At 61.7% G+C, this 23,492-nt stretch carries 26 protein-coding genes; 20 read left to right on the plus strand and 6 right to left on the minus strand.

Annotated features, from left to right (window positions below):
* Positions 1–27 precede the first annotated feature (27 nt).
* From tsf to FHP91_RS14130, 17 genes are all read left to right on the plus strand, one after another.
* Positions 28–921: a translation elongation factor Ts gene (gene tsf / locus FHP91_RS14050; protein WP_144310191.1), complete on the plus strand. Its 894-nt coding sequence runs from the start codon at positions 28–30 to the stop codon at positions 919–921.
* An 18-nt stretch (positions 922–939) separates the two neighbouring features.
* Positions 940–1,656: a UMP kinase gene (gene pyrH / locus FHP91_RS14055; RefSeq protein WP_144173540.1), complete on the plus strand. Its 717-nt coding sequence runs from the start codon at positions 940–942 to the stop codon at positions 1,654–1,656.
* A gap of 10 nt (positions 1,657–1,666) precedes the next feature.
* Positions 1,667–2,224: a ribosome recycling factor gene (gene frr, locus FHP91_RS14060; RefSeq protein WP_144310192.1), complete on the plus strand. Its 558-nt coding sequence runs from the start codon at positions 1,667–1,669 to the stop codon at positions 2,222–2,224.
* A 42-nt stretch (positions 2,225–2,266) separates the two neighbouring features.
* Positions 2,267–3,055, plus strand: a complete 789-nt coding sequence (gene uppS / locus FHP91_RS14065) for a polyprenyl diphosphate synthase (RefSeq protein ID WP_144310193.1) — start codon at positions 2,267–2,269, stop codon at positions 3,053–3,055.
* Complete coding sequence (locus FHP91_RS14070) at positions 3,048–3,869, plus strand: phosphatidate cytidylyltransferase (protein ID WP_144310194.1); 822 nt, start codon at positions 3,048–3,050, stop codon at positions 3,867–3,869. Before uppS ends, FHP91_RS14070 begins: the two co-directional genes overlap by 8 nt.
* An 85-nt stretch (positions 3,870–3,954) precedes the next feature.
* Positions 3,955–5,139 (plus strand): 1-deoxy-D-xylulose-5-phosphate reductoisomerase, encoded by a 1,185-nt coding sequence (gene ispC / locus FHP91_RS14075; protein ID WP_144310195.1) that lies wholly within the window; start codon positions 3,955–3,957, stop codon positions 5,137–5,139.
* Positions 5,139–6,503: an RIP metalloprotease RseP gene (gene rseP, locus FHP91_RS14080; RefSeq protein ID WP_144310196.1), complete on the plus strand. Its 1,365-nt coding sequence runs from the start codon at positions 5,139–5,141 to the stop codon at positions 6,501–6,503. Before ispC ends, rseP begins: the two co-directional genes overlap by 1 nt.
* Before the next feature lie 7 nt (positions 6,504–6,510).
* Positions 6,511–8,802: an outer membrane protein assembly factor BamA gene (gene bamA / locus FHP91_RS14085; RefSeq protein ID WP_144310197.1), complete on the plus strand. Its 2,292-nt coding sequence runs from the start codon at positions 6,511–6,513 to the stop codon at positions 8,800–8,802.
* Between the two features lie 32 nt (positions 8,803–8,834).
* Positions 8,835–9,338, plus strand: a complete 504-nt coding sequence (locus tag FHP91_RS14090; RefSeq protein ID WP_144173550.1) for an OmpH family outer membrane protein — start codon at positions 8,835–8,837, stop codon at positions 9,336–9,338.
* A 19-nt stretch (positions 9,339–9,357) separates the two neighbouring features.
* On the plus strand, positions 9,358–10,380 hold the full coding sequence (gene lpxD / locus FHP91_RS14095) for a UDP-3-O-(3-hydroxymyristoyl)glucosamine N-acyltransferase (RefSeq protein WP_391527570.1): 1,023 nt from the start codon (positions 9,358–9,360) through the stop codon (positions 10,378–10,380).
* Positions 10,377–10,823, plus strand: a complete 447-nt coding sequence (fabZ, locus tag FHP91_RS14100; protein WP_144310199.1) for a 3-hydroxyacyl-ACP dehydratase FabZ — start codon at positions 10,377–10,379, stop codon at positions 10,821–10,823. Before lpxD ends, fabZ begins: the two co-directional genes overlap by 4 nt.
* On the plus strand, positions 10,820–11,590 hold the full coding sequence (lpxA, locus tag FHP91_RS14105; RefSeq protein WP_144173557.1) for an acyl-ACP--UDP-N-acetylglucosamine O-acyltransferase: 771 nt from the start codon (positions 10,820–10,822) through the stop codon (positions 11,588–11,590). Before fabZ ends, lpxA begins: the two co-directional genes overlap by 4 nt.
* A gap of 3 nt (positions 11,591–11,593) precedes the next feature.
* The gene (gene lpxB, locus FHP91_RS14110; RefSeq protein WP_144310200.1) at positions 11,594–12,754 is read left to right on the plus strand and encodes a lipid-A-disaccharide synthase; all 1,161 of its coding nucleotides are present in this window, start codon (positions 11,594–11,596) and stop codon (positions 12,752–12,754) included.
* A complete protein-coding gene (gene rnhB / locus FHP91_RS14115) occupies positions 12,741–13,340 on the plus strand; it encodes a ribonuclease HII (protein ID WP_144310272.1) in 600 nt (199 codons plus the stop codon). The genes lpxB and rnhB overlap by 14 nt, the downstream gene beginning before the upstream one ends.
* Positions 13,341–13,344: 4 nt before the next feature.
* Positions 13,345–13,800, plus strand: a complete 456-nt coding sequence (locus FHP91_RS14120; protein WP_144310201.1) for a CopD family protein — start codon at positions 13,345–13,347, stop codon at positions 13,798–13,800.
* Positions 13,797–14,582 carry a TrmH family RNA methyltransferase gene (locus tag FHP91_RS14125; RefSeq protein ID WP_144310202.1) on the plus strand — a complete coding sequence of 262 codons (786 nt, stop codon included), beginning with the start codon at positions 13,797–13,799 and terminating at the stop codon, positions 14,580–14,582. Before FHP91_RS14120 ends, FHP91_RS14125 begins: the two co-directional genes overlap by 4 nt.
* A 201-nt stretch (positions 14,583–14,783) precedes the next feature.
* A complete protein-coding gene (locus tag FHP91_RS14130) occupies positions 14,784–15,287 on the plus strand; it encodes a hypothetical protein (protein ID WP_144310203.1) in 504 nt (167 codons plus the stop codon).
* A 155-nt stretch (positions 15,288–15,442) separates the two neighbouring features.
* Here the strand turns inward: FHP91_RS14130 and bioD are convergent, their stop codons facing one another.
* The 5 genes from bioD to bioA are packed head-to-tail and all read right to left on the minus strand — an operon-like array spanning position 15,443 to position 20,126.
* Positions 15,443–16,120, minus strand: a complete 678-nt coding sequence (bioD, locus tag FHP91_RS14135) for a dethiobiotin synthase (protein ID WP_144310204.1) — start codon at positions 16,118–16,120, stop codon at positions 15,443–15,445.
* Positions 16,120–16,905, minus strand: coding sequence for a malonyl-ACP O-methyltransferase BioC (gene bioC, locus FHP91_RS14140; protein WP_144310205.1), 786 nt, complete (start codon positions 16,903–16,905; stop codon positions 16,120–16,122). Before bioC ends, bioD begins: the two co-directional genes overlap by 1 nt.
* Positions 16,898–17,641, minus strand: a complete 744-nt coding sequence (locus FHP91_RS14145; RefSeq protein WP_144310206.1) for an alpha/beta fold hydrolase — start codon at positions 17,639–17,641, stop codon at positions 16,898–16,900. The genes bioC and FHP91_RS14145 overlap by 8 nt, the downstream gene beginning before the upstream one ends.
* Positions 17,638–18,807, minus strand: a complete 1,170-nt coding sequence (gene bioF, locus FHP91_RS14150) for an 8-amino-7-oxononanoate synthase (RefSeq protein WP_222105214.1) — start codon at positions 18,805–18,807, stop codon at positions 17,638–17,640. The genes FHP91_RS14145 and bioF overlap by 4 nt, the downstream gene beginning before the upstream one ends.
* Complete coding sequence (gene bioA / locus FHP91_RS14155) at positions 18,807–20,126, minus strand: adenosylmethionine--8-amino-7-oxononanoate transaminase (protein ID WP_144310208.1); 1,320 nt, start codon at positions 20,124–20,126, stop codon at positions 18,807–18,809. Before bioA ends, bioF begins: the two co-directional genes overlap by 1 nt.
* 157 nt (positions 20,127–20,283) lie before the next feature.
* Here bioA and yaaA point away from each other — a divergent pair, with 157 nt between their 5' ends.
* Both yaaA and FHP91_RS14165 read left to right on the plus strand, forming a co-directional pair.
* The gene (yaaA, locus tag FHP91_RS14160; RefSeq protein ID WP_144310209.1) at positions 20,284–21,066 is read left to right on the plus strand and encodes a peroxide stress protein YaaA; all 783 of its coding nucleotides are present in this window, start codon (positions 20,284–20,286) and stop codon (positions 21,064–21,066) included.
* Positions 21,067–21,086: 20 nt separating this feature from the next.
* Positions 21,087–22,220 (plus strand): M14 family metallopeptidase, encoded by a 1,134-nt coding sequence (locus FHP91_RS14165; protein WP_246116314.1) that lies wholly within the window; start codon positions 21,087–21,089, stop codon positions 22,218–22,220.
* A gap of 16 nt (positions 22,221–22,236) precedes the next feature.
* On the opposite strand, the gene FHP91_RS14170 is transcribed toward FHP91_RS14165, so the two are convergent.
* Positions 22,237–22,422 (minus strand): hypothetical protein, encoded by a 186-nt coding sequence (locus FHP91_RS14170; RefSeq protein WP_144310211.1) that lies wholly within the window; start codon positions 22,420–22,422, stop codon positions 22,237–22,239.
* Between the two features lie 141 nt (positions 22,423–22,563).
* Between FHP91_RS14170 and gcvA the strand changes: the two genes are divergently transcribed.
* Complete coding sequence (gene gcvA, locus FHP91_RS14175) at positions 22,564–23,487, plus strand: transcriptional regulator GcvA (RefSeq protein WP_246116315.1); 924 nt, start codon at positions 22,564–22,566, stop codon at positions 23,485–23,487.
* Positions 23,488–23,492 lie beyond the last annotated feature (5 nt).

Genomic DNA, 23,492 nt, shown 5'->3' on the forward strand with positions numbered 1-23,492 from the left:
GATCAACTAAAGAATTCAGGAGTAAGCATGGCGGCAATTACCGCAGGCATGGTGAAAGAGCTTCGCGAGAAGACTGACGCGCCGATGATGGAGTGCAAGAAGGCACTGACCGAGGCAGAGGGCGACCTGGCCAAGGCAGAAGAAATCCTGCGCATCAAACTGGGCAACAAGGCAAGCAAGGCGGCCAGCCGCGTCACCGCGGAAGGCATCGTGGCGACCTGGATTTCCGAAGACGGAAAGCTGGCAGCCATGGTTGAGCTGAACTGCGAAACCGACTTCGTTGCCAAAAACGACGACTTCCTCGCGCTGGGCGCCAGCCTGGCCGAGATGGTGGCCAAGCAGAACCCGGCCGATGTTGCTGCATTGTCGGCACTGGAAATCGGTGGCCAGACGGTGGAAGCCGTTCGTGCCGCGCTGGTGGGCAAGGTCGGCGAAAACATGTCGATCCGCCGTTTCGCCCGCATTCAGACCGAAGGCGCCGTGTCCAGCTACATTCACGGTGGCTCGAAGATTGGCGTGCTGATCGATGTGATCGGCGGTGACGAAGAGCTGGGCCGCGATCTGGCGATGCACATCGCCGCAGGCAAGCCGAAGGCGCTGTCGAGCGACCAGGTACCTGCCGAGCTGATCGAGACCGAGCGTCGCATCGCAACCGAAAAGGCGGCCGAGTCGGGCAAGCCGGCCGATATCGTCGCCAAGATGGTTGAAGGTACGGTGCAGAAGTTCCTCAAGGAAGTGACGCTGCTGGGTCAGCCGTTCGTCAAGAACGACAAGCTGACCGTCGAGGCGCTGCTGAAGTCGAAGAGCGCATCGGTTGGCAGCTTTGTGCTGTTCATCGTCGGTGAAGGCATCGAGAAGAAGGTCGATGACTTCGCCGCCGAAGTGGCAGCTCAGGCTGCTGCGGCCGCTGCCAAGAAGTAATCGCTGGAGAACTGCTGCATGACAACCCCCGCGTATCAGCGCATCCTGCTGAAACTTTCTGGCGAAGCCCTGATGGGTGATGATGCCTATGGCATCAACCCCGATGTGGTCTCCCGGATTGTGGGCGAAGTGGCTGAAGTTGCCCGAATGGGTGTGCAGGTGGGGGTGGTCATTGGCGGAGGCAATATCTTCCGTGGCATGGCGGGCGCAGCATCAGGCATGGATCGGGCAACCGCCGATTACATGGGGATGCTGGCAACGGTCATGAATGCCATGGCGCTGGCTGATGCCATGCGCGCCGCCGGTGTGGTGGCGCGCGTGCAGTCAGCATTGAATATCGAACAGGTCGTCGAGCCCTATATCCGTGGCAAGGCGATCCGCTACCTCGAAAATGGCCGCGTGGTCATTTTTGGCGCCGGTACCGGTAACCCGTTTTTCACGACAGATACCGCAGCGGCACTGCGTGGCGCCGAAATCGGTGCGCAGATCGTGCTCAAGGCCACTAAAGTGGACGGTATTTATACCGCCGATCCGAAACGTGATCCGAATGCCGAGCGCTTTAGCCGGATCAGTTTTGACGAAGCCATCAGCCGCAATCTGCAGGTGATGGACGCCACGGCTTTTGCGCTTTGCCGCGATCAAAAGCTGCCGCTCAATGTGTTCAGCATCTTCAAGCCCGGTGCGCTCAAGCGCGTCGTGATGGGCGAAGATGAAGGCACCCTGGTTTACTGCTGAGGACTTCGACATGATCTCTGAATTGAAATCCACTGCTGAAAAGAAAATGAAGAAGTCGGTGGAAGCGCTGAACAACGATCTCGGAAAAATCCGTACGGGTCGCGCGCACACCGGCTTGCTCGACCACGTGATGGTCGATTACTACGGCAGCATGGTGCCGGTGAATCAGGTCGCCAATGTGACCTTGGTCGACGCCCGTACCATCGGTGTTCAGCCATGGGAAAAGAACATGGTGGGCAAGGTCGAGAAAGCGATTCGCGATTCGGATCTGGGCTTGAACCCCGCATCGGTCGGCGAATTGATTCGCGTGCCGATGCCGATGCTCACCGAAGAGCGTCGCCGCGACCTGATCAAGGTGGTCAAGCAGGAAGGCGAGGCCGCCAAGGTGGCGATCCGCAACCTTCGTCGCGATGCCAACAGCTCGATGAAAGACGCGCTGAAGGACAAGCTGATTTCGGAAGACGAAGACCGTAGGGGTCAAGACGAAATCCAGAAGCTGACCGACAAGTACATTGCCGAGGTTGACGCACTCCTGGTGCAAAAAGAACAGGACATGATGCAGGTTTGAGCCTGGCCTTAGCGCCGCTCGAGCCTGGATCACCCGTTCCGGATGGCAACATCCAAATTCGCGAGTTCAACGCGCTCCATTCCTGAGCGCGATGACGGCCCGCGCCATGTCGCCATCATCATGGATGGCAACGGCCGCTGGGCCCGCAAACGCTTTCTGCCGCGCGTGGCGGGTCATGTGCGCGGTGTTGAAACCGTGCGCGCCACCATCCGTAGTTGTATTGAGCGGAATGTTTCCCATCTCACCTTGTTCGCCTTCAGTTCCGAGAACTGGCGGCGGCCTGCGGATGAGGTGTCGTTTCTCATGCAGTTGTTCATGCGCTCACTCAAGAAAGAGATTGAACGCATCCACGAGAACGAAATCCGTTTTCGGGTGATCGGTGATCTCAGTCGCTTTGATGACGAGTTGGTCGCGATGATTCGCGACGCCGAAGCGCTGACAGCCGGCAACACCCGTTTGAATCTAACCATTGCCGCCAACTACGGCGGGCGTTGGGACATTCTTCAAGGCGTTCGCCGACTGGTTGCTGACGCGGGACCAAGCGCCGACATCACCGAAGAGGCGCTTGAGCCGTATCTGTCGATGGCTTTTGCGCCGGAGCCCGACCTTTTTATTCGCACCGGCGGTGAAAAGCGCATCAGCAATTTCCTGCTGTGGCAGCTTGCCTATACCGAACTCTACTTTACCGATGCCTTGTGGCCCGATTTCGGCGACAAGGCGTTGGATGCCGCTCTCGCGTCCTACCGTCAGCGTGAGCGTCGTTTCGGTAGAACCAGCGAGCAGCTCGACGAGACGGCTCAGAAGGGCGCCGAGGGCGACTCACGTGCTTAAGGCGCGCATTCTGACCGCCATTGTCATGCTGGCGGTGCTGTCTGTCGCGTTGACCTCGTTCTCCACGCAAGCCTGGATTGTTTTTGTGACCGTGATCGCGGCCTTGGCCGGCTGGGAGTGGGGTGGTTTGGCCGGTTGGTCGTCAACGCCGCGCATCGCTTACGGGGCGGGTCTCGGGGCATTGCTTGTGCTGGTTTCGGTCATTTCCGATCTTTGGGCTGGCACGCTGAGTGCGCCGGCCCTGCTTCCGTTTTTGCTGATATCCATCGTTTTCTGGGTGGCTTTAGCCTTTCCGTGGCTACTTCGACGCTGGACGCTGGGGCGCGGTCTGGGCGCGTTTGTGCTTGGCTTCGTTGTGGTGTTGCCGACCGCGCTCGCGATGATCATTCTGCGCGAGGTGAATGTCGCGCTGTTGCTGGCGGCGATGGCCGTGGTGTGGGTGGCGGATATCGCCGCCTATTTTTCGGGTCGAGCCTTCGGCCGTCGAAAACTCGCCCCCGCAATCAGCCCGGGCAAGAGCTGGGAAGGCGTTTACGGTGCGATCGTCGGCGTCGAGCTCTATGGTCTTGCGCTGGTATTCGCATTCGATTTTGAACTCTCGGTCGGTCTGATCATCCTAGGTGCGTTGGCGCTCGTCGTACTGACAGCTGTGAGTGTGGTGGGTGATCTGTTTGAGTCCTTGTTGAAACGTCAGGCCGGGATCAAGGACAGCAGCGGTTTGCTGCCGGGGCACGGCGGTGTGCTCGATCGAATCGACAGCCTCACCTCGACCTTACCCATGGTGGCGTGCGCGGTATTGCTGCTCTCCGTTTGATACGGGGTTGGGCGAGCGCTAGAGGTGGCGCACCAACGCGGCACGACAGCAGCCACCGATATCCGAAACTCATCGTAGGCATCGTATGCAAAGCTTGACCGTACTGGGTGCAACGGGTTCGATTGGTGTCAGCACACTTGATGTGGTGGCGCGCCATCCGGATCGCTATCGGATCTTTGCGCTGAGCGGCAAGACCCAGCTGGAGCGCTTGGCGGCGCAGTGCGCGCAGTTTTCTGCGCAGTATGCCGTCGTCGACGATGCCGCCTCTGCAACACGTCTCCAGGGCTTGATCGCTGAGCATGGCGCGCGCACCGAAGTGCTCCATGGTGCTGATCAGCTGGCGGCGATCGCCGAGGCCCCCGAGGTTGATGCCGTGATGGCTGCCATTGTTGGCGCGGCGGGTCTGCGCCCGACATTGGCCGCTGCGCGAGCGGGCAAGCGTGTGCTGCTGGCAAACAAAGAAGCCCTGGTGATGTCCGGTGCTTTGTTCATGGCCGCGGTGGAGGCGGGCGGGGCGACCTTGCTCCCCATCGACAGTGAACACAATGCCGTTTTTCAGGCACTGCCGCCGACCTACCGGCGTGACCCTGCAGCCGCCGGCGTGCGGCGGATTCTGCTCACCGCCTCGGGCGGCCCGTTCCGTGACCGTCATGTCGACACGCTCGCGGGGATCAGCCCCGATGAAGCCTGCGCCCACCCGAACTGGGTCATGGGGCGCAAGATCTCGGTGGATTCCGCCACCATGATGAACAAAGGCCTCGAGGTCATTGAAGCGCACTGGCTCTTTGGTGTGCCGCCAGAGCAGATCGATGTGGTGGTTCATCGCCAAAGCGTTATTCACTCGATGGTTGAATACGCAGATGGTTCGGTGCTCGCGCAGTTGGGGAATCCGGACATGCGCACGCCGATTGCGCATGCGCTGGCATTTCCGGATCGCATCAATGCGGGCGTGAGCCCGCTGGATCTGTGCGCGGTCGGCCGGCTCGATTTCGAGAAGCCGGATCCCCGGCGTTTTCCGTGTTTGCCGCTGGCCTATGCCGCCTTGCGAGCCGGGCGGGGCGTACCGGCCGTCATGAACGCGGCAAACGAGGTCGCGGTCGATGCGTTTCTTTCCGGCCGCCTCGCTTATCTGGCGATCGCCCGTGTCGTTGAATCGGTCATGGCCCGTTTGGCCAGTGCCGGTGATGGCAGTATCGAAGAGCTGGAGTCGGTCGATGCCGAAGCGCGTGCGCTGGCATGTGAGTGGGTGGCCTCGGCGGAGGCTGCGTAATGTCGATTTTCGAGTACATCATTCCGTTCGTTGTCGGTTTGGGGCTGCTGATCCTCATCCATGAACTGGGGCATTACTCCGTCGCGCGCTGGTGCGACGTCAAGGTGCTGCGCTTTTCCGTCGGCTTTGGCCGCCCATTGTTCAAATGGCGCGCCGGCAAGGATGGTACCGAGTGGGTGTTGGCGCTGTTTCCGCTCGGAGGCTACGTCAAGATGCTCGATGAGCGTGAAGGCGAGGTCGCCGCGGCTGAGCTTCCCCGCGCCTTTACCCAGCAGAGTGTGTGGCGGCGGTTCGCAATAGTCGCGGCCGGGCCCTTGGCCAATCTGTTGCTGGCCGTACTGCTTTACTGGGTGGTGTTTGTCGGCGGCGTCGATGAACTTCGCGCGCGGGTCGAAGTGAGCTCCCCGGAAAGCGTTGCTGCCCAAGCCGGGTTCACCAGCGGCGACGAGATCATTCAGGTCGGCGATGTGCCGATTCGTTCCTGGCAGGACTGGCGCTGGCGACTGCTCAAGGCGGTGCTGGACGAACCAACGATTGACGTGGTGGTTGTCAGTGCCGACGGCGTGCGTGCGACGCGCCGCCTCTCCCTGAGCGGCATCACGATTGATGAAGCAAAGAACGACCCGGTGGCGCAACTCGGCTTTCGCCCCTACCGGCCGATGATTCCGCCGGTGGTTGGTGACATCGTCGCGGGCGGTGCGGCCGATCGCGCCGGATTGCGTGTGGGGGATCGTGTTGTTGCGATCGACCAAAAGCGCATTGAGGATTGGTCTGATCTGGTCGAACGGGTGAGTGCCGCCCCGGGTCAGCCGATGCAGTTTGAATGGTTGCGCGACGGCGCACGCAGCGAGGGCGTACTGACACCCGAGTCTGTCGACCGCGACGGCAAACTCGTCGGGCGCGTGGGCATCATGGTGGCGCCCTTGGCCGAAGGGCGTGAAGCGATGTTCGTGACCGTCTCGCACGGGCCGATCGAGGGCTTGGTCAAAGCGATCGCCCAGACCTGGGAAATGAGTACCTTCAGCCTGGCCATGATCGGCCGTATGGTGACGGGCGAGTTATCCTGGAAAAACCTGAGCGGCCCCGTCACCATCGCGGACTATGCCGGCCAAAGTGCGAAGATGGGACTCGACCATTATTTGAAGTTTCTGGCGCTGATCAGTATCAGTCTCGGCGTCCTGAACCTGCTTCCCATCCCGGTGCTGGATGGTGGGCATTTGCTGTATTATGTGATCGAAATGCTGCGAGGCGGCCCCGTCCCGGAACGCGTGATGGAGATCGGACAACAAGTCGGTTTTGCCTTGCTCGTCATGCTCATGGCTTTCGCCTTTTACAACGACATCAACCGCCTGATTTCTGGCTGATTCCTCAATGAAACTGAAGCTTCTTTCCGGGCTGCTTGCCGCCCTGTACGTGGCCGCACCCGCGTTCGCGTTTGACACCTTTGTCGTCAAGGATATTCGCGTTGAAGGCATTCAGCGAACCGAAGCCGGCACGGTGTTTACCTATCTGCCGGTCAAAGTCGGCGACCGCTTTTCCGAAGGCCAGGCCAAGGAATCGATCCGTGCGCTGTTTGCGACCGGCTTCTTCGACGATGTCCGTATCGAAGTTGAAAACGATGTGCTCGTTGTCGTTGTCGACGAACGCCCCGCAGTGGCGCAAATCGATTTTTCCGGCGTCAAGGAGTTCGACAAGGAGGCTCTGAAAAAGGGTCTGAAAGACGTTGGCTTGGGCGAGTCGAGAATTTTCGATCGGGCCGTGCTTGAGCGTGCCGAGCAAGAGCTCAAGCGGCAGTATCTGACGCGCGGTAAATACGCCGCGACGGTGCAAACCACGGTCACGCCACTGGAGCGCAATCGTGTGGCGGTCCGCTTCGATGTGGAAGAAGGCGATGTCGCCAAAATCCGCCAGATCAAGATTGTTGGTGCAAGCTTGTTCGAGGAAGAGGACCTGGTTGATCTCTTCGAACAGACCACGCCTGGCTGGCTGACCTGGTACACCAAGTCCGACCAGTACTCGAAGCAGAAGCTGTCTGGCGACCTTGAAACACTTCGCTCGTTCTATCTGAACCAGGGTTACCTGGATTTCAGCATCGATTCGACGCAGGTATCGATCACGCCCGACAAAAAGGACATTTACATCACTATCGCGATTACCGAAGGGGCGAAGTACTCCGTTTCCGCGGTGACCCTGACGGGCGATCTGATCCTGCCGGACGAGGTTTACAAAGACATCGTGACCGTCAAGGCGGGCGATGTGTTTTCGCGCGAAGCGCTGACCAACACCAACAAGGCCATCACCGACCGCCTGGGTAACGAGGGCTACGCCTTTGCCAACGTGAATGCAGCCCCGGAAGTAGATCGCGAGAAGCACGAGGTCGCCTTCACGATTTTTGTCGATCCGGGCAAGCGGGTCTATGTTCGCCGCATTAACGTGGAAGGCAACGATCGCACGCGCGACGAAGTCGCCCGACGTGAAATGCGCCAGATGGAAGGCGCCTGGTACGACGGCGAAAAGATCAACAAATCCAAGGTTCGCCTGGATCGTCTCGGCTTCTTCGAAGAAGTTGCCGTGCAGACGCCGGCGGTGCCTGGCACGACTGACCAGGTGGATGTGAACTTCAAGGTCAGGGAACGCCAGACCGGTAACCTGTCCTTGGGTGTGGGCTTTTCGAGTTCGGACAGCGTGGTGTTGTCAGCCGCGGTGGCGCAGCAGAACCTGTTTGGTTCGGGCAACGCGCTGAACCTGCAACTCAACACCAGTGCCAGCACGCGGACCTACTCGCTGTCCTATACCAATCCGTATTACACCGTGGATGGCATCAGTCGTGGTTTCGATGTCTATCACCGCACCTATGATGCCGACACGCTGGATCTGGCGCGCTACAAGACCGCATCGACCGGTTTGGGTCTTCGGTATGGCTTCCCGATCGCCGAAGACGATCGCATCAACGTTGGCCTGACGGTTGACCGTACCGAGGTGACCACGTTTGATGACAGCCCGGTGCAATACAAGGAATTCGTGACCGCCTTCGGGAATGAGGCAACCAGTTTGCTGGGGTCTATCAGTTGGTCGCGCGATGGCCGTGACAGCCTGATCTACCCGCGTAAAGGCATGTATCAGCGTGCCTTCATGGAAGTCGCTATTCCGCCGGCTGAGCTGCGCTATGTCAAAGCGTCGTACCAGCATCAGTACTGGCTGCCGATTGGCCAGGATTCCGCCTTCATGCTAAACGGCGAAGTGGGTTGGGCGGTTGGCTACGGCGGCAAGCCCTTGCCCTTCTTCAAGAACTTCTACGCGGGCGGCATCGGATCGGTGCGTGGCTTCAAGCAAAGCTCGCTCGGTCCGAGAATCCTCAATACCGACGGCGACCTCGATTCGGTCGGCGGCAATCGACGCCTGATCGCGAATGCGGAATACTATTTCCCCTTGCCGGGTACCGGTCGAGATCGTAGTTTCCGGCTGTCGGCTTTCGTTGATGTTGGTAATGTCTGGGGTCAAGATGAGAAGCTCGAATTCACCGAGCTGCGCTATAGTGCCGGCCTTGGATTCTCCTGGAGTTCGCCGATCGGGCCGCTGAAGCTCAGCGTAGGCTTCCCGCTCAAGAAGGAAGAAGACGACAAGATCCAGCGGTTCCAGTTCCAGTTGGGTTCGGTGTTTTAACCCGGGCTCCCGGTCATGATTCGGAGGTTTGCGTGAAGGTTTCCCGTTTTTCAGTCTTTGTGTTTGCAGCCCTGATGCTGGGTGCCGGTTCTGCCATGGCGCAGGCGCGGATCGGGTTCGTCAATTCGGAGCGCGTCATGCGCGAGGCGGGGCCCGCCGTCCAGGCACAGCAGCGTCTTGAAAAGGAATTTGCCAAGCGTGATGGCGAATTGCAAAGTATCTCCAAGGAACTGCAGGCGATGCAGAGCAACCTGGAGAAGAACAGTCTGACCATGCCTGAGGCCGAGCGCCGCAAAAAAGAGCGTGAGTTCGGCGAGCTCAGTCGTGATTTTCAACGTCGTCAGCGCGAGTTTCGTGAAGACCTGAACCAGCGCCGCAACGAGGAACTGGCAACCGTGCTTGATCGTGCGAACAAGGTGGTCAAGAAGATCGCCGAGGCGGAAAAGTACGACATCATTTTCCAGGAAGCGGTCTACGCCAGCCCAAGCATCGACATCACCGACAAAGTGATCAAGGCGCTTGCTGAGAATCAGTGAGCGTGAGCTCATGGCGTCAATGCGTATTGATGAGATTGTTGGCCGCCTCGGCGGAGAATTGCTGGGCGCGCCCGATACGCTGATCCGGGCGCTGGCGCCGCTTGAATCCGCCGGGCCGGAAGACATCAGTTTTCTGGCCAATCCGAAGTACCGTAAGCAACTCGATACGACCGCCGCTGCCGCCGTTATCGTGAGCGGTGGTTTGACGCCACCGCCCGGCAAGACGTATATCGTCTGCGATTCGCCGTATCTCTATTTTGCACGCGTGGCCCAACTGTTACACCCCGAGTCGTTACCGGCCCCTGGAGTCGCGGCGTCTGCCTGTGTTCAGAGTGTTATCCCGGCATCGACCTGCGTCGAGGCCGGCGCGCATATCGCTGAATCGGTGGTGCTGGGCGAGCATGTTTTTGTCGGCGCCGGGACGGTTGTCGGTCGCGGCGTGCAGATTGGCAGGGGCACGCGACTGCACGCCAATGTCACCATCTATGCAGACTGCGAAATCGGCTCAGATTGCCGGATTCATTCCGGCGCCGTGATTGGTGCCGATGGTTTCGGGTATGCACGTGAGAAAGACGGCCGCTGGGTCAAGATTCCGCAAAGCGGTCGTGTGGTCATTGGCAATGAGGTTGAAATCGGTGCCAACACCACGATTGACCGCGGCGCGATGGACGATACCGTGATCGCCGACGGGGTCAAGCTGGACAATCAGATCCAGATCGCCCACAACGTGAAGATCGGTGCCATGACAGCCATCGCGGGTTGCGTGGGCATTGCGGGCAGCACTCGCATTGGCGCGCGGTGCATGATTGGCGGTCAGGCGGGCATCATCGGCCATCTCGACATTACCGATGATGTGGTGGTGTCTGCCGGCACGCTCGTGACAAAATCAATTCGAAAACCCGGCGTCTATACCGCGAATCTGCCCCTGCAACCTCATGGTGACTGGGTGCGAGAGTTTTCGCATCTGCGCCATCTCGACGCTATGGCAGCTCGGATTCGCGAACTTGAAAAACGACTGGACAAGGGAGACACCTCGTCGTGACCACACTCGATATCAATGAAATTGTGAAGTATCTGCCGCACCGCTATCCGTTCCTGCTGGTGGACCGGGTGATTGAACTGGAGGAGGGCAAGCGCGTGGTGGCGGTCAAGAATGTCACCATCAACGAACCGTTTTTCCCCGGTCACTTCCCGAACCACCCGGTCATGCCGGGTGTGCTGATCGTCGAAGCCATGGCGCAGGCGGCCGCCGTGTTGTCATTCAAGACCATGGGCGTCATGCCCGATGAAAACTCGCTGGTCCTGTTTGCCGGCATCGACAATGTCCGCTTCAAGCGGCCGGTGACGCCGGGTGACCAGCTGGTCATGGAAGTCGAGATCGTCAACAGCAAGCGCAATATCTACAAATACCATGGTGTCGCCCGAGTTGATGGCCAGGTTGCCGCCGAGGCCGACCTGATGTGCGCGCTCAAGACCAAGTCATGATCCATTCGACGGCAATCATTCATCCTGACGCGAAGTTGGCGGATGGGGTCAGTGTTGGCGCGTACAGCATCATCGGTCCCCACGTGGAGGTCGGTGCGGATACGCGAATCGGCCCGCATGTCGTCATCGAAGGTCACACTCGTATTGGACGAGAGAACGAGATCTTCCAGTTCTGTTCGATTGGTGGGAGCCCGCAGGACAAGAAGTACGACGACGAGCCCACACGGCTTGAAATTGGCGACCGGAACACTATCCGTGAGTACTGCTCTTTCAATGTCGGCACCTCGCAAGACGTCGGCGTGACGCGCATTGGCAGCGACAACTGGATCATGGCCTACGTGCATGTTGCCCATGATTGTCAGGTCGGTGACCACACCATTTTTGCCAACAATGCGACGCTGGCCGGTCATGTTCATGTCGGTGATTGGGCGATTCTTGGCGGCTTTACCGGTGTGCATCAGTTTGTGCGTGTCGGCGCCCACTCATTCTGTGGCGTCAGCACCGTGTTGTTGCAGGATCTGCCGCCGTATGTGACGGTGTCCGGCAATCCCTCGCGCCCGCATGGGATCAACAGCGAAGGCTTGAAGCGGCGAGGGTATTCTTCCGAGTCCATCATGGCGATCAAGCGTGCGTATCGAGCGCTCTATCGTTCGGGCCTGAGCCTGGAAGAGGCGCGTAAAGTCATTGCCGAAGCCGCGGTAGAACACGAGGCGGTCAAACCATTTTCGGACTTTATCGCGGTCTCCAGCCGCGGGATTGTGCGCTGAGTCATGGGCCCTCGCATCGCCCTGGTCGCGGGCGAAGCCTCCGGTGACCTGCTTGCCAGTCATCTGATCGCCGCGCTGACGTCACGCCAACCCGAACTGCGCTGTGAAGGCATCGGTGGCCCAAAGATGGAGGCTGTTGGTTTCGACGCCTGGTGGCCGTACGACCGCCTTGCCGTGCATGGCTATGTCGATGCGCTGAAGCGCTATCGCGAATTGTCCCGAATGCGTCGAGCCTTGCTCGCTCGACTGCTGAAGGATCCGCCAGATGTGTTCATCGGGGTGGATGCTCCAGACTTCAACCTCTGGCTCGAACAGCAATTGCGTCGCCGCGGTGTTCACACCGTGCACTTTGTGAGCCCCTCCATCTGGGCCTGGCGTGGCGGACGTATCAAACGGATCCGGGCGGCGATTGATCACATGCTCTGTCTGTTTCCCTTCGAGCCCGCCATCTACGAAGCGGCCGGTGTGCCGGCGACCTATGTCGGGCATCCACTCGCGGACACCTTCCCGCTCGTGCCGAACAAGCAGGAAGCCCGGGAGCGTCTTCATCTGCCCCACGCAGCACCCGTCTTCGCGCTCCTCCCTGGCAGCCGGGAGTCGGAGGTGGCCAATCTTGCCCCCTTGTTCATCGACACCGCCAAGTACTTGCTGTCACGCTATCCTGACGCCCGCTTTCTCGTGCCGTTGGCGACACGCGAGACGCGGGTGATATTCGAGCAGGCGCAATACGCGGCTGACGCACGTGACTTGCCGCTGAGCCTGTTGTTTGGTCACGCGGTCGATGCCATGACCGCAGCAGACGTCGTGCTTGTGGCCAGTGGCACCGCGTCACTGGAGGCCGCGTTGCTCAAGCGCCCGATGGTGATTGCTTATCGCATGGGTGATTTCCAGTACCGCATGATGAAGCGCATGGCCTATCTGCCGTGGGTCGGTTTGCCCAACATTCTATGTAACGAAGGTGTGGTGCCGGAGATGCTGCAAGACAACGCGACACCCGAGGCGCTGGGCGAAGCGCTTGCGCGCTGGTATGACGACGTCGACGCGCGGCATGCGCTCGCTGATCGATTTACCGCTTTGCACCACCGGTTGCGCCAGGACACCGCACAGCGTGCCGCCGACATCATTTTGCCGCTGCTCGGATCGCGCCACCATGGCAGCCCCTGACCCTCGCTTGATCTGCGGTGTTGATGAAGCGGGGCGTGGCCCCTTGTGTGGTTCGGTGGTCGCGGCCGCGGTCATTCTCGATCCGGCCCGACCGATCGACGGCTTGGCAGACTCAAAGAAATTGACCGAGAAGCGGCGCGAACTGCTTGCGCCGATCATCCGCGAACGTGCGCTGGCCTGGGCCGTGGCGGAGGCGAGTGTCGAAGAAATTGACCGCCTCAATATCCTTCATGCCACCATGTTGGCCATGAAGCGCGCGGTCGAAGCACTTCAGATCGCGCCGGACGAGGTGTTGATCGACGGGAATCGCTGCCCGCAGATTGCCTATCCGGTGCAGGCTATTGTCAAAGGCGACTCGCTGGTGGCTGCGATCTCAGCGGCATCGATCCTTGCCAAGACCGCGCGCGATGCGCAAATGCTCGCGCTCGATGCGCTTCATCCACAGTATGGGCTGGCCTCGCACAAAGGTTATCCGACCGCAGCGCATCTGTCGGCGATCCGTCAACACGGGGTGAAAGACTTCTACCGCAAAAGCTTCGGACCGGTCCGGGCGGTCTGGTTGAATCCTCCTTTGTTCGAGACCTGACACCATGAATGTGCCGCACGTTTTCCTCTTCTTCCATTTGTTGGCCGTCATCATCTGGGTTGGCGGCATGGCCTTTGCCTACCTGTGTTTGCGCCCGGCGGCCGGTGTCTTGTCCCCGCCGGATCGCCTACGTTTGTGGCAGGGCGTGTTTTCTCGCTTTTTTCCGATGGTTTGGGTCGCGGTTGCGGCCATTCTCGTGACCGGCTTTGGCGGCCTGATCAATGTGGGCTTTGCAAATGCCCCGCGGGCCTGGCACATCATGATGAGTGTCGGCTTGGTGATGATCCTCATCTACGCCTACGTCTGGTTTGTACCGTGGCAGGCGTTAAAGCGTGCCGTCGCCGCCGAGCGCTGGCCCGACGGCGCCGCGGCATTGGGACGAATTCGCCAGGCTGTGGCCGTCAATACCAGTCTGGGGCTGGTCAACGTGGCGGTCGCGACGCTCGGCTTGGCCGCATGATCGCGATTCAGTCGCGCGACAATCCGCTGGTCAAGCGCATTCATGCGCTGTCGACCTCGGGCCGCGAGCGACGAAAAACCGGCTTGACCGTGCTTGACGGCGCGCATCTGATGGCTGCCGCGCTCGATGCGGGCATCGTATTCACCCAGATCGTAGTGAGCGACACCGGCCTGGCGAGAGAAGAGCATCAGGCGCTGATCGCGCGGGTGGGTGCGCAGTGCCCGGTGGCCTGTCTGCCCGATCCGCTTTTTGCGCATGTCAGCGCGGTCGAATCCCCCTCCGGCCTGTTGGCCCTCATGGCCATGCCCGCGCTTGATGTGTTGCCGGCGATGGTCAATGGTTCGCTGATCGTGCTCGACGCGGTGCAGGACGCAGGCAATCTGGGTACCTTGCTGCGAACCGCGTCCGCCGCGGGTATCCGGCTCGCGCTGTTGACCGAGGGCTGCGCGCAGGCGTGGTCGCCGCGTGTTTTGCGCGCCGGCATGGGCGCGCATTTTCAGATGCAGGTGCTCGAACACGTCGACGTTGAAACCGCACTGGCCGGCTACACCGGCAGGATTGCGGCGACGGTGCTGAGTGCCGACAGCCAGTCGCTTTTCGCACTCGACCTTGCCGGCCCGACCGCCTGGTTGTTCGGTGCTGAGGGGCAGGGGCTGTCGGATTCACTGAAAAATCTGGCCACTACCCATGTGCACATCCCGATGCCGGGACGGCTTGAATCGCTTAACGTCGCGGCGGCGGCAGCGATCTGCTTGTTCGAACAAGTGCGCCAAAACGGCTGATCTGTTGGTGAAAGTGTGAGATGTGTCACATCGCCGGGCGCGATTGCGGCGCGATGTGTCAGGTTTTGCGACGAACTGCCGTGAATGTCACTGTAGAGTCGAAGATCCTTACAAAAGTACTAGTAGAAGCTTTTACTGTGGTACGCCAATAGACGGAAGAATCCGCGCGGCGTGCAGCAGATCCACATCTGGAGACAAACGATGATGCAAGCCTATGCCAAGACGGCAAAAGGCGTGGCGGAGGTCGAAACGCGTGCCGACCGCCTCAAGCCCGCGCTCCGACGACTATTGATTCTGGTCGACGGAAAAAAACCCCTGGATGCACTCAAATCGATGATCGGCAACGATGCGATCGATGAACCGCTGACACAGCTTGTGGAAGGCGGCTACATCGAGGCGATCGAGGCCGCCAATGACGCGGCGGCGGATCTGCCAGGGAGCAGCCCGTCGGTGTTTGATGTGGCCATGCTACCGGCCGAGCGCGATGCCAAGGCGCTGGACAAGGCCCGGAATTACATGATCAACACGCTCAAGCATTTTCACGGCCCCTACACCAAGCTGGACCTGATGCGCCTGGTTCAAGCCAGTGAAACCCATGCGCAGTTGCGCACGCACTACGCCGATTGGTTGCGCTGCATGCATGAATCAACCATGGCCGAGCGCCGACTGAATGATCTGAACCGGGAACTGTTCGAGGTTCTCTAGGTGAGTAGGCTGGCTTGTGGATCGACCTGGCCGACGGTGGTGGCGTGAGCGGCGCCATCCGACGCTCTTGAACGTGGCCAGCGTGCGCTGCCGATTACAGCATGCCGCGGTCTGCGCCTGATGTCGTGCGGTTGCAGGTTGCGGCGAGCGATGTGTCAGCGCATAGGCGCTGGCAAAACCAGCGCTTGAACCGTCGCGGCGTCGCCGTCGCGATGGAACGGGACATGACCGAGACAGGGCGCGCCCAGATGCTGCTGTAGGGCATAGAGATTCTCGGTCACGCACTGCATGTCCGGATCAATCTGGTTGGCAACCCATCCGGCCAGGCTCAGGCCGCGTGCGGCGATCGCCTCGGCGGTCAGCAGGGCGTGGTTGATGCAGCCCAGACGCATGCCCACGACGAGAATGATCGGCAGCCCCAGCGCGACCGCCAGATCGGCCGTGTCGAAGGTGTCGGTCAGCGGCACCCGAAAGCCGCCCACGCCTTCGACCAGCACCAGATCGGCTTGTGTCGAGAGTCGGCCAAACGCGTCAAGAATCTTGTCGGGCTCGATCCGAACGCTTTCGCTGGCCGCCGCAATATGCGGCGCGACGGCGGTGCGCAGGCAAATCGGATTGAGGTCGGCCAGGCCCGGGTCGAAGCTCCCCGCGGCACGCAACTGCGCCGCATCCTCATTGAGCCATTCGTCTCCCACGCGCTCGGCCCCGGCAGCAACCGGTTTCATCGCGATGGCGCTCAGGCCTGCGCGGCGGGCGGTGTGGAGCAGGGCGCAGGTGATGAAGGTCTTGCCAATCCCGGTGTCGGTGCCGGCAATAAAATAGGCGGTGGCCATCAGGCGGTCCTTTGCAGCGCGAGCAGAATCACATCATAAGTGGCGGGCAATCGCGCGTCTGCACGACGATGTTGTTCATAGGTACGCTCCAGTTGCCGCCACGCCGACTTGCCCAGCGGTTTGCGCCGGCGCCCGCTGCCCACTTGATGCGCGCCGATGGCTTTGATGTCTTTCAGTAGCTGGCGCAGGCTGTCGGCCGTCGCCGCGGTGGGCGATTGCCGCGTCGCGCAGATCTGGAAACCGGCCTGAATGGCGGACTGTCGCCAGGTGTCGATAGGGTGAAAGCCGATGACATGTTCGGCGTCGTCGATGCCGCGAAACGCGTCGCGGAGCTCCCACAGCGTGTCGGGCCCGAGCGTGGTGATCCAGGCCGGGCCGCCCGGCTTGAGGACGCGGCCAAGCTCGGCCAGCGTACGGCCCGGATTGCACCACTGCACGGCGAGGCTGGACCAGACGACGTCGATCGATTCGCTGGCCAGCGGCAGTGATTCGAGATCGCCGCACACCCGGTGTTGGCGGGGATGACAAGGATGGCGTGCGAGCATGCCGGGTGCGAAATCGAGTGCCAGCGTGTTGGCGGGTTTGAGCCAGTCAATCAGTTCGGTAGCGCCTGTGCCCGTGCCGCAGCCGGCGTCGAGCAGGCGTCCGACCGGGCCTTGGGGCGAATGGGCTTTGGCCAGCGCGAGGAGTTGGGCGCAGATGTCGCGTTGTACCGCGGCGGCAGCGTCGTAGGTTGGCGCGGCGCGGTCGAATGCCGCGCGAACGTGGCGCTTGCGTTCAGTCATTGGCGAAGCTGTCGAGCAGGCAGGCGCAGTCGGTCGCACGCGATACAAAGGGCGCGTGCCCGGCGTCGGCAAACTCGGAGTAGCGCCCGTCGGGTAGCGATTCGGCCATGACGCGAGCGGCTTCGGCGGGCATTAGTGCGTCGTTCGTGCCATGGAACAGGCGCACCGGACAGCTGATCTCAGTGAGCGAGCCGCGTAGGTCGGTTTGCGACAGAATGGCCAGGCCATCGGCGAGTCGGGCGGTATTCTCAGCGGTGACGGTGACCAGCGCGGTGTTGAGCTGCCGCGTCACTTCGCGGCGTGCGGCATCGCCCAGCGCCTGCAGAGCGACGAAGCGGCGCTGGGTCTTGTCGGGCTCGGCGGCGAAGTCGGCGCAAAAACCATCGACCACCTCGGCGCTCAGGGCGCTCGGCCAGTCGGGCCGCTGCACGAAGCACGGGCTGGCGCCGATCAGGGCGATGCGTTCGACCTTGGCGGGGTGGCGACGCGCCAGATCCAGCGCCACCAGTGCACCCAGCGACCAGCCACAGACCAGTGCGCCATCGGGCAAGTCGGCGATGAGGGCATCGGTCCACGCGGCAAGCGTGGCGTCTTCGGGCGTCGGCGCTGTGTCGGCATGACCGGGGAGCGCGGGGGTAAAACACGGCCAAGTGGGGTCGAGCTGCGCGCGAAGCGGCTGCCACACCGAGGGGGTCAAGCCCCAGCCGTGGAGCAGTACAAGGGGCGGGCGACTCATTGCAAGGCTTCGATCCGGAGGAGGTTGTCGGTCAATCGGGTGATGTCGTCGGGCGTGTGGGCGGCGCTGAGCGAGATGCGCAGCCGGGCCGTGCCTGGCGGGACGGTCGGCGGGCGGATCGCCGGCACCCACTGGCCTGCGTCCCACAGCGCCGTGGCGGCACCCAGCGCGGCGGCATTATCGCCGATTTTGATCGGCTGGATGGGCGTGGATGAGGGCATCAGCTGCCACCGGCGCAGGGGCAGGGCGCCTCGCAGTTGCTGTTGATGGGCGACGAGGCGGGCGCGCAAGGCGTCGCCGTGTTCGATCAGGTCGATGGCGGTGAGCAGCGCATGCGCCAGCGCGGGCGGCGAGCCGGTGGTGAAGATGTAGGTGCGCATGGTCTGCATCAGCCACTCCACCACGTCGGCGTGACCGGCCACAAAGGCGCCCGACAGGCCCGCGGCCTTGCCCAGCGTGCCGACCACCAGCAAACGCCAGTGCGCCAGCCCGGCGGCGGCCAGGGCGCCACGGCCTTGCGGGCCCAGCACACCGAAACCGTGCGCGTCGTCGACCAGCAGCCAGGCGTCGTGTGCTTCTGCCAGCGCGAGCAGTTCGGTCAGCGGGGCGATATCGCCGTCCATGCTGAACACACTGTCGGTAATGATGAGTTTTCGGCGGGCGGTGCTGTTGGTGAGCAGGCGGGCCAGGGCCTCGGTGTCGCCATGCGCGTATCGGTGGTGTTCAGCGCGGCTGAGCAGGGCACCGTCGACCAGTGAAGCGTGGTTGAGGCGATCGGCAAAGATGGCGTCGCCACGGCCAACCAGCGCGGCGGCCACGCCCATGTTCACCATGTAGCCGGTCGAAAACACCAGCGCGCGTTCGCAGCCGGTGAAGTTGGCGAGGCGGGCTTCGAGCCGCTCATGCACGCTGTAGTGACCACTGACCAGATGTGATGCGCCCGAGCCGCCGCCCCAGCGTGCGACCCCCTCGGCAATGGCTGCGGCGAGTGCGGGGTGCGCGGCGAGGCCGAGGTAGTCGTTGCTGCAAAACGACAGCATTTCGCGGCCATCGACGACCGCATGGGGGCCGCAAGGTGTTTCCAGCGTGCGACGACGGCGGATGAGTGCGCGTGATTCGCGGTCGGCCAGCTCGCCGCGCAGATGTTCCAGCAAACTCATCGTCATCAACCGATGCAGTGTTTCAGCGCCGCGGCGGCGCCGCGGACCAGATGGGCGATGTCGTCGGCTTCGACGATGTAGGGCGGCATGAAATACACGGTGTTGCCGATCGGGCGCAGCAACACGCCCTGATCGAGCCCGGCGGCGAAAAAGCGTTGGCTGAACTCGCGTTCGACGGTATCGACATCAAAGGCGACGATCATGCCGCGCTGACGCAAATGGCGCACCGCCGGATGCTCGGCAAAGGCCTCGCGTGTGGCATCACCCAGCAGTTCGGCGCGGGCCTTGTTGGTGTGGATGACATCGTCGGCCTTGAAGATGTCGAGCGTGGCCAGCGCGGCGCGGCAGGCCAGCGGGTTACCGGTGTAGGAGTGCGAGTGCAGGAAGCCGCGGTGCACATCGTCATCGTAAAAGCAGTCGTAGATTGCATCGGTGCTGAGCACCAGCGACAGCGGCAGGTAGCCGCCCGAAATGCCTTTTGACAGGCACATCATGTCCGGCCAGATGCCGGCTTGCTCGCAGGCGAAGAAGCTGCCGGTGCGGCCACAGCCGACGGCGATTTCATCGGCGATGAGGTGCACCCGGTAGGTGTCGCACAGCTCACGGGCGCGGCGCAGATAGTGCGGGTGATACATCGCCATCCCGACGGCGCCTTGCACCAGCGGCTCGACGATCAGGGCGGCGATTTCGTCATGATGCTCGGCGAGATAGTGCTCCAGCGCCTGTGCGGCGCGTTCGGCCACGTCGGTGTCGGTCTCCCCCGGCTCGGCCTGGCGCGCGTCGGGGCTGGGCACCACGGTGCCGGCGCGCACCAGCGGCGCATAGGCATCGCGAAAGAGATGCACGTCGGTGACCGCCAGCGCGCCCACCGTTTCACCGTGGTAACTGCCGGCCAGGCTGATGAAGCGATCCTTGCCCGTCTCACCCTGATTGCGCCAGGCATGCATGCTCATCTTGAGGGCGATTTCGGTGGCCGAGGCACCGTCGGAGGCGTAAAACGCGTGGCCGAGCTGGTGGCCGGTCAGTGCCGACAGTCGCTCGGAGAGCTCGACCACCGGGGCATGGGTAAAGCCGGCGAGCATCACATGTTCGAGGGTTTCGAGCTGCTCACAGATCGCGTCGTTGATGCGCGGGTTGCAGTGGCCGAACAGATTCACCCACCAGGCACTCACGCCATCGAGAAAGCGCCGGCCATTGTCGTCGTACAGCCACACGCCTTCGCCGCGGGTGATCGGCACCAGCGGCAAGGATTCATGACTCTTCATCTGGGTGCACGGATGCCACACGGCGCGGCGTGAGCGGTCAAGCAGGCGGGATTGCGTCATGGGGATGGGCCGGAAGCTGCGGAATCGTTCAATACTCTGAAATCGCCGGGGCGCTGTCAAACCGGGTTTTGCGGCGGAACCGGCAGGGCGCTGGCGGACAGCGCGTTGGCCGGGGCTTTTGCTACCATGAGCGCTTCCAAAGCACGACAGGCACGCCATGTATTTCGTTATTTCCCCCGCCAAATCGCTGGACTATGAAACGCCCGCGCCGAGCATCAAGCCGACCCAGCCCGCTTTTCTGGATGCGGCGGAATCACTGGTCGGTGTGATGCGCGATGTCACGCCCGCCGCACTGGGCGAATTGATGCACATCTCGGACAAGCTGGCCGCGCTGAACGTTGCCCGGTTCGCGGAGTGGTCACGCCCGTTCAACGCCAAGAACGCCAAGCCCTGCGTCTTCGCCTTCAATGGCGACGTCTACGATGGTCTTGACGCCGCCACGCTGGACGCGGAGGGCGTGGCTTATGCGCAGCAGCATTTGCGGATTCTGTCCGGACTGTATGGCGTGCTGCGGCCGCTGGACCTGATGCAGGCCTATCGACTCGAAATGGGCACTCGACTGAAAACGCCCGCGGGCAAGAACCTCTACGAATTCTGGGGCGATCGACCGACGGAAGCGATCAATGCGCTGCTCAAGAAGTCGACGGATGCGGTATTGGTGAATCTCGCCTCGGAGGAGTATTTCAAGGTGATCCGGCCCGCCGCGCTCAAAGGGCGGCTGGTGACACCGGTGTTTGAAGACTGGAAGGGCGGGCGCTACAAGATCATCAGCTTCCACGCCAAACGGGCGCGGGGTTTGATGGTGCGTTATGCGATCGACCATCGCTTGCGCGAGGTGGACGGGCTCAAGCAGTTTGATACCGACGGCTATGCGTTTGATGCCGCGGCGTCGGATGCGGATCGATGGGTGTTCCGCCGCCGCCAGGACGGCGTGCGCTGACAATCGGCAGGAGACAGGACGTGGGCGTACACATTAGCCAGGGTTTCGACAGTGGCAGTATCGAGGTGCTGAGCGCGGAGGCGCCGGACGCCATCCGTTTGCGCTTGCGTCCGGACAACGCAGCGAGCTTCTGCCAGTGGTTTCACTTTCGAGTCCATGACGTGGCCGGTGTTCCGCTGCGAATGGTGTTCGAAAACACCGCCGACGCGGCCTATCCAGACGGGTGGCCCGATTACCACGCGGTGGCGTCTTACGATCGCCGTGAATGGTTCCGGGTGCCCGGCACGCGCTTTGAAGATGGCCGTCTGATCATTGAGCACACGCCCGAACACAGCAGCGTCTACTACGCCTACTTCGAGCCGTATTCGCACGAGCGGCATCTCGATTTACTCGGGCAGGCAGAGATGTCGCCCTATGCGCGGGTGCACACCCTGGGCGCGACGGTGGATGGCCGAAGCGTCGATTGCGTGGTCGTCGGAGCGCCGTCGCCTGAGCGCAAGCCGGTCTGGATCATTGCCCGTCAACACCCCGGCGAGACCATGGCTGAGTGGTTTGTCGAAGGCTTGCTGGCGCGCTTGCTCGACAGCGCCGACCCGCTGGCGCGCAGGCTGCGTGAGCGAGCTTGTTTGTATATCGTGCCGAACATGAATCCAGACGGCGCGTCGCGCGGCAATTTGCGCACCAATGCGGCGGGGGCGAATCTCAATCGCGAATGGATGACGCCCACAGTCGCGCGCAGCCCCGAAGTGCTGTGCGTGCGCAAGCACATGGAAGCGACCGGCTGCGCGCTCTTCCTCGATATCCACGGGGATGAGTCGCTGCCTTACGTCTTTATTGATGGCTCGGAGATGGTGCCTGGCGTGCCGCACAACATGGCAGCGCGGCAAGCGGTGTTTTTGTCAGCGCTTGCTGAGGCGAGTCCGGACTTCCAGACCGAGGTCGGCTACACGCCCGACCGTTTTGGCGAGGAGATGCTGACGCTGGCCAGCAAATGGGTTGCGCATCGCTTCGGCTGCTTGTCGCTCACGCTCGAAATGCCGTTCAAGGACAACCACTTGCTGCCCGATGCCCGGGTCGGCTGGAACGGTGAGCGCAGCAAGCGGCTGGGCGCCGCCATGCTGCAACCGATATTGCGCGATTTACTGAGCGACTAAGTCGCCGTGCGCTGGGTCAGGAAATCACCGGGTGGCTGTTCAGCCACTGGACGGCACGGGTGACGCTGCCGTTGATGCGGCTCACGGTGACGTCAATGTATTTGGCGAAGGTGGCGCGACGCAGTTCGTGCGCCATCGCGATGTGCTGCTGGGAAGTGATCTTGTTGCTGCGCGAGCTGCCGGGGTTGGCGGTGCGTTTCATTTGTGCTGCTCCAGTTGCGTCTTCCGCTCTAAGTCGGTTGCAGACGATGAAACGCACTCTACGCAGCGTTGTGCAGTGCAACAAGCGATCATTTGTGATGTGACGGTTAAGTTTGACTAAACTGTATGCATGTCACTATCCATGCCACCGCTCCAGTCGCTGCGTGTTTTTGAAACGGCTGCCCGGCATCTGAGCTTCAAGCAGGCGGCTGAGGAGTTGCATGTAACACCGGCCGCCGTCAGCCAGCAGATCAAGGCGCTGGAGGCGCATCTCGGTGTGCCGCTTTTTTACCGCCTGACCCGTGCGCTGGCGCTGACCGAGGCGGGTGAACGCATGTTGCCGCAGGTGAGTGACGGCCTCGCCCAACTGGCGGCGGCGGTGGAAAAGGTGGTGTTGCAGACCCCGTCGCGGAACTTGCGGATCACCGTGCCACCGGCCTTCGCCGGGCGCTGGCTGGTGCATCGACTGCAGCGTTTTACCGAAGCCCATCCCGATATCGATCTGGTACTCGGCACCGAAGCGAACACGGTTGATGCCCCCGATCTCGAAGATGTTGAATCGGATCTGGTTGCGCTACGCGAAGGTGAGGTCGATGTGGAAATCCGCTTTGGCCGCGGCGCTTATCCGGGCATGCGCACCGATCTGGTGATGGAGGTGTCTTATGTGCCGGTGTGCCACCCCGACCTGCTCAAAGGCAAGCGTCGCCTCAAGAAAGCGTCCGACCTGAGCTTTCATACCTTGCTGCATGACGACACGGCAGCGGGGCGGTCTGAGCGGGTCAGCTGGCAGGACTGGCTGCGGGCGGCGAAAGTGAGCGGTGTTGACCCGAGTCGCGGGCCACATTTTTCGAATTCGAGCCTCGCCCTCGAAGCGGCCATGGATGGATTTGGCGTGATGCTCGGCCTCTATCCGATGGTGCAGCGGGACATCGACGCCGGGCGACTGGTGCGCCCCTTCGATCTGGCCATCCCGTCGCGCTACGCTTACTACCTGGTGTCGCCAGAAACGACAGTCGACCGGCCGGCGATTGCCCGGTTCCGCCAGTGGTTGATGGCGGAGATATAGCCCGT

The organism is Denitromonas halophila, assembly GCF_007625155.1.
Lineage (GTDB): Bacteria > Pseudomonadota > Gammaproteobacteria > Burkholderiales > Rhodocyclaceae > Nitrogeniibacter > Nitrogeniibacter halophilus.

Bases quoted from the DNA above. Each gene is read 5' to 3' on its own strand.
- FHP91_RS14170 (WP_144310211.1), bottom strand. From the start codon at position 22,422: ATGAAACGCACCGCCAACCCCGGCAGCTCGCGCAGCAACAAGATCACT.
- FHP91_RS14130 (WP_144310203.1), top strand. From the start codon at position 14,784: ATGATGCAAGCCTATGCCAAGACGGCAAAAGGCGTGGCGGAGGTCGAA.
- bamA (WP_144310197.1), top strand. From the start codon at position 6,511: ATGAAACTGAAGCTTCTTTCCGGGCTGCTTGCCGCCCTGTACGTGGCC.
- ispC (WP_144310195.1), top strand. From the start codon at position 3,955: ATGCAAAGCTTGACCGTACTGGGTGCAACGGGTTCGATTGGTGTCAGC.
- bioD (WP_144310204.1), bottom strand. From the start codon at position 16,120: ATGGCCACCGCCTATTTTATTGCCGGCACCGACACCGGGATTGGCAAG.
- FHP91_RS14120 (WP_144310201.1), top strand. From the start codon at position 13,345: ATGAATGTGCCGCACGTTTTCCTCTTCTTCCATTTGTTGGCCGTCATC.
- yaaA (WP_144310209.1), top strand. From the start codon at position 20,284: ATGTATTTCGTTATTTCCCCCGCCAAATCGCTGGACTATGAAACGCCC.
- lpxD (WP_391527570.1), top strand. From the start codon at position 9,358: ATGCGTATTGATGAGATTGTTGGCCGCCTCGGCGGAGAATTGCTGGGC.
- pyrH (WP_144173540.1), top strand. From the start codon at position 940: ATGACAACCCCCGCGTATCAGCGCATCCTGCTGAAACTTTCTGGCGAA.
- FHP91_RS14125 (WP_144310202.1), top strand. From the start codon at position 13,797: ATGATCGCGATTCAGTCGCGCGACAATCCGCTGGTCAAGCGCATTCAT.
- lpxB (WP_144310200.1), top strand. From the start codon at position 11,594: ATGGGCCCTCGCATCGCCCTGGTCGCGGGCGAAGCCTCCGGTGACCTG.
- bioF (WP_222105214.1), bottom strand. From the start codon at position 18,807: ATGACGATGAGTTTGCTGGAACATCTGCGCGGCGAGCTGGCCGACCGC.
- gcvA (WP_246116315.1), top strand. From the start codon at position 22,564: ATGCCACCGCTCCAGTCGCTGCGTGTTTTTGAAACGGCTGCCCGGCAT.
- bioC (WP_144310205.1), bottom strand. From the start codon at position 16,905: ATGACTGAACGCAAGCGCCACGTTCGCGCGGCATTCGACCGCGCCGCG.
- bioA (WP_144310208.1), bottom strand. From the start codon at position 20,126: ATGACGCAATCCCGCCTGCTTGACCGCTCACGCCGCGCCGTGTGGCAT.
- lpxA (WP_144173557.1), top strand. From the start codon at position 10,820: ATGATCCATTCGACGGCAATCATTCATCCTGACGCGAAGTTGGCGGAT.
- rseP (WP_144310196.1), top strand. From the start codon at position 5,139: ATGTCGATTTTCGAGTACATCATTCCGTTCGTTGTCGGTTTGGGGCTG.
- rnhB (WP_144310272.1), top strand. From the start codon at position 12,741: ATGGCAGCCCCTGACCCTCGCTTGATCTGCGGTGTTGATGAAGCGGGG.
- FHP91_RS14145 (WP_144310206.1), bottom strand. From the start codon at position 17,641: ATGAGTCGCCCGCCCCTTGTACTGCTCCACGGCTGGGGCTTGACCCCC.
- tsf (WP_144310191.1), top strand. From the start codon at position 28: ATGGCGGCAATTACCGCAGGCATGGTGAAAGAGCTTCGCGAGAAGACT.
- uppS (WP_144310193.1), top strand. From the start codon at position 2,267: ATGGCAACATCCAAATTCGCGAGTTCAACGCGCTCCATTCCTGAGCGC.
- frr (WP_144310192.1), top strand. From the start codon at position 1,667: ATGATCTCTGAATTGAAATCCACTGCTGAAAAGAAAATGAAGAAGTCG.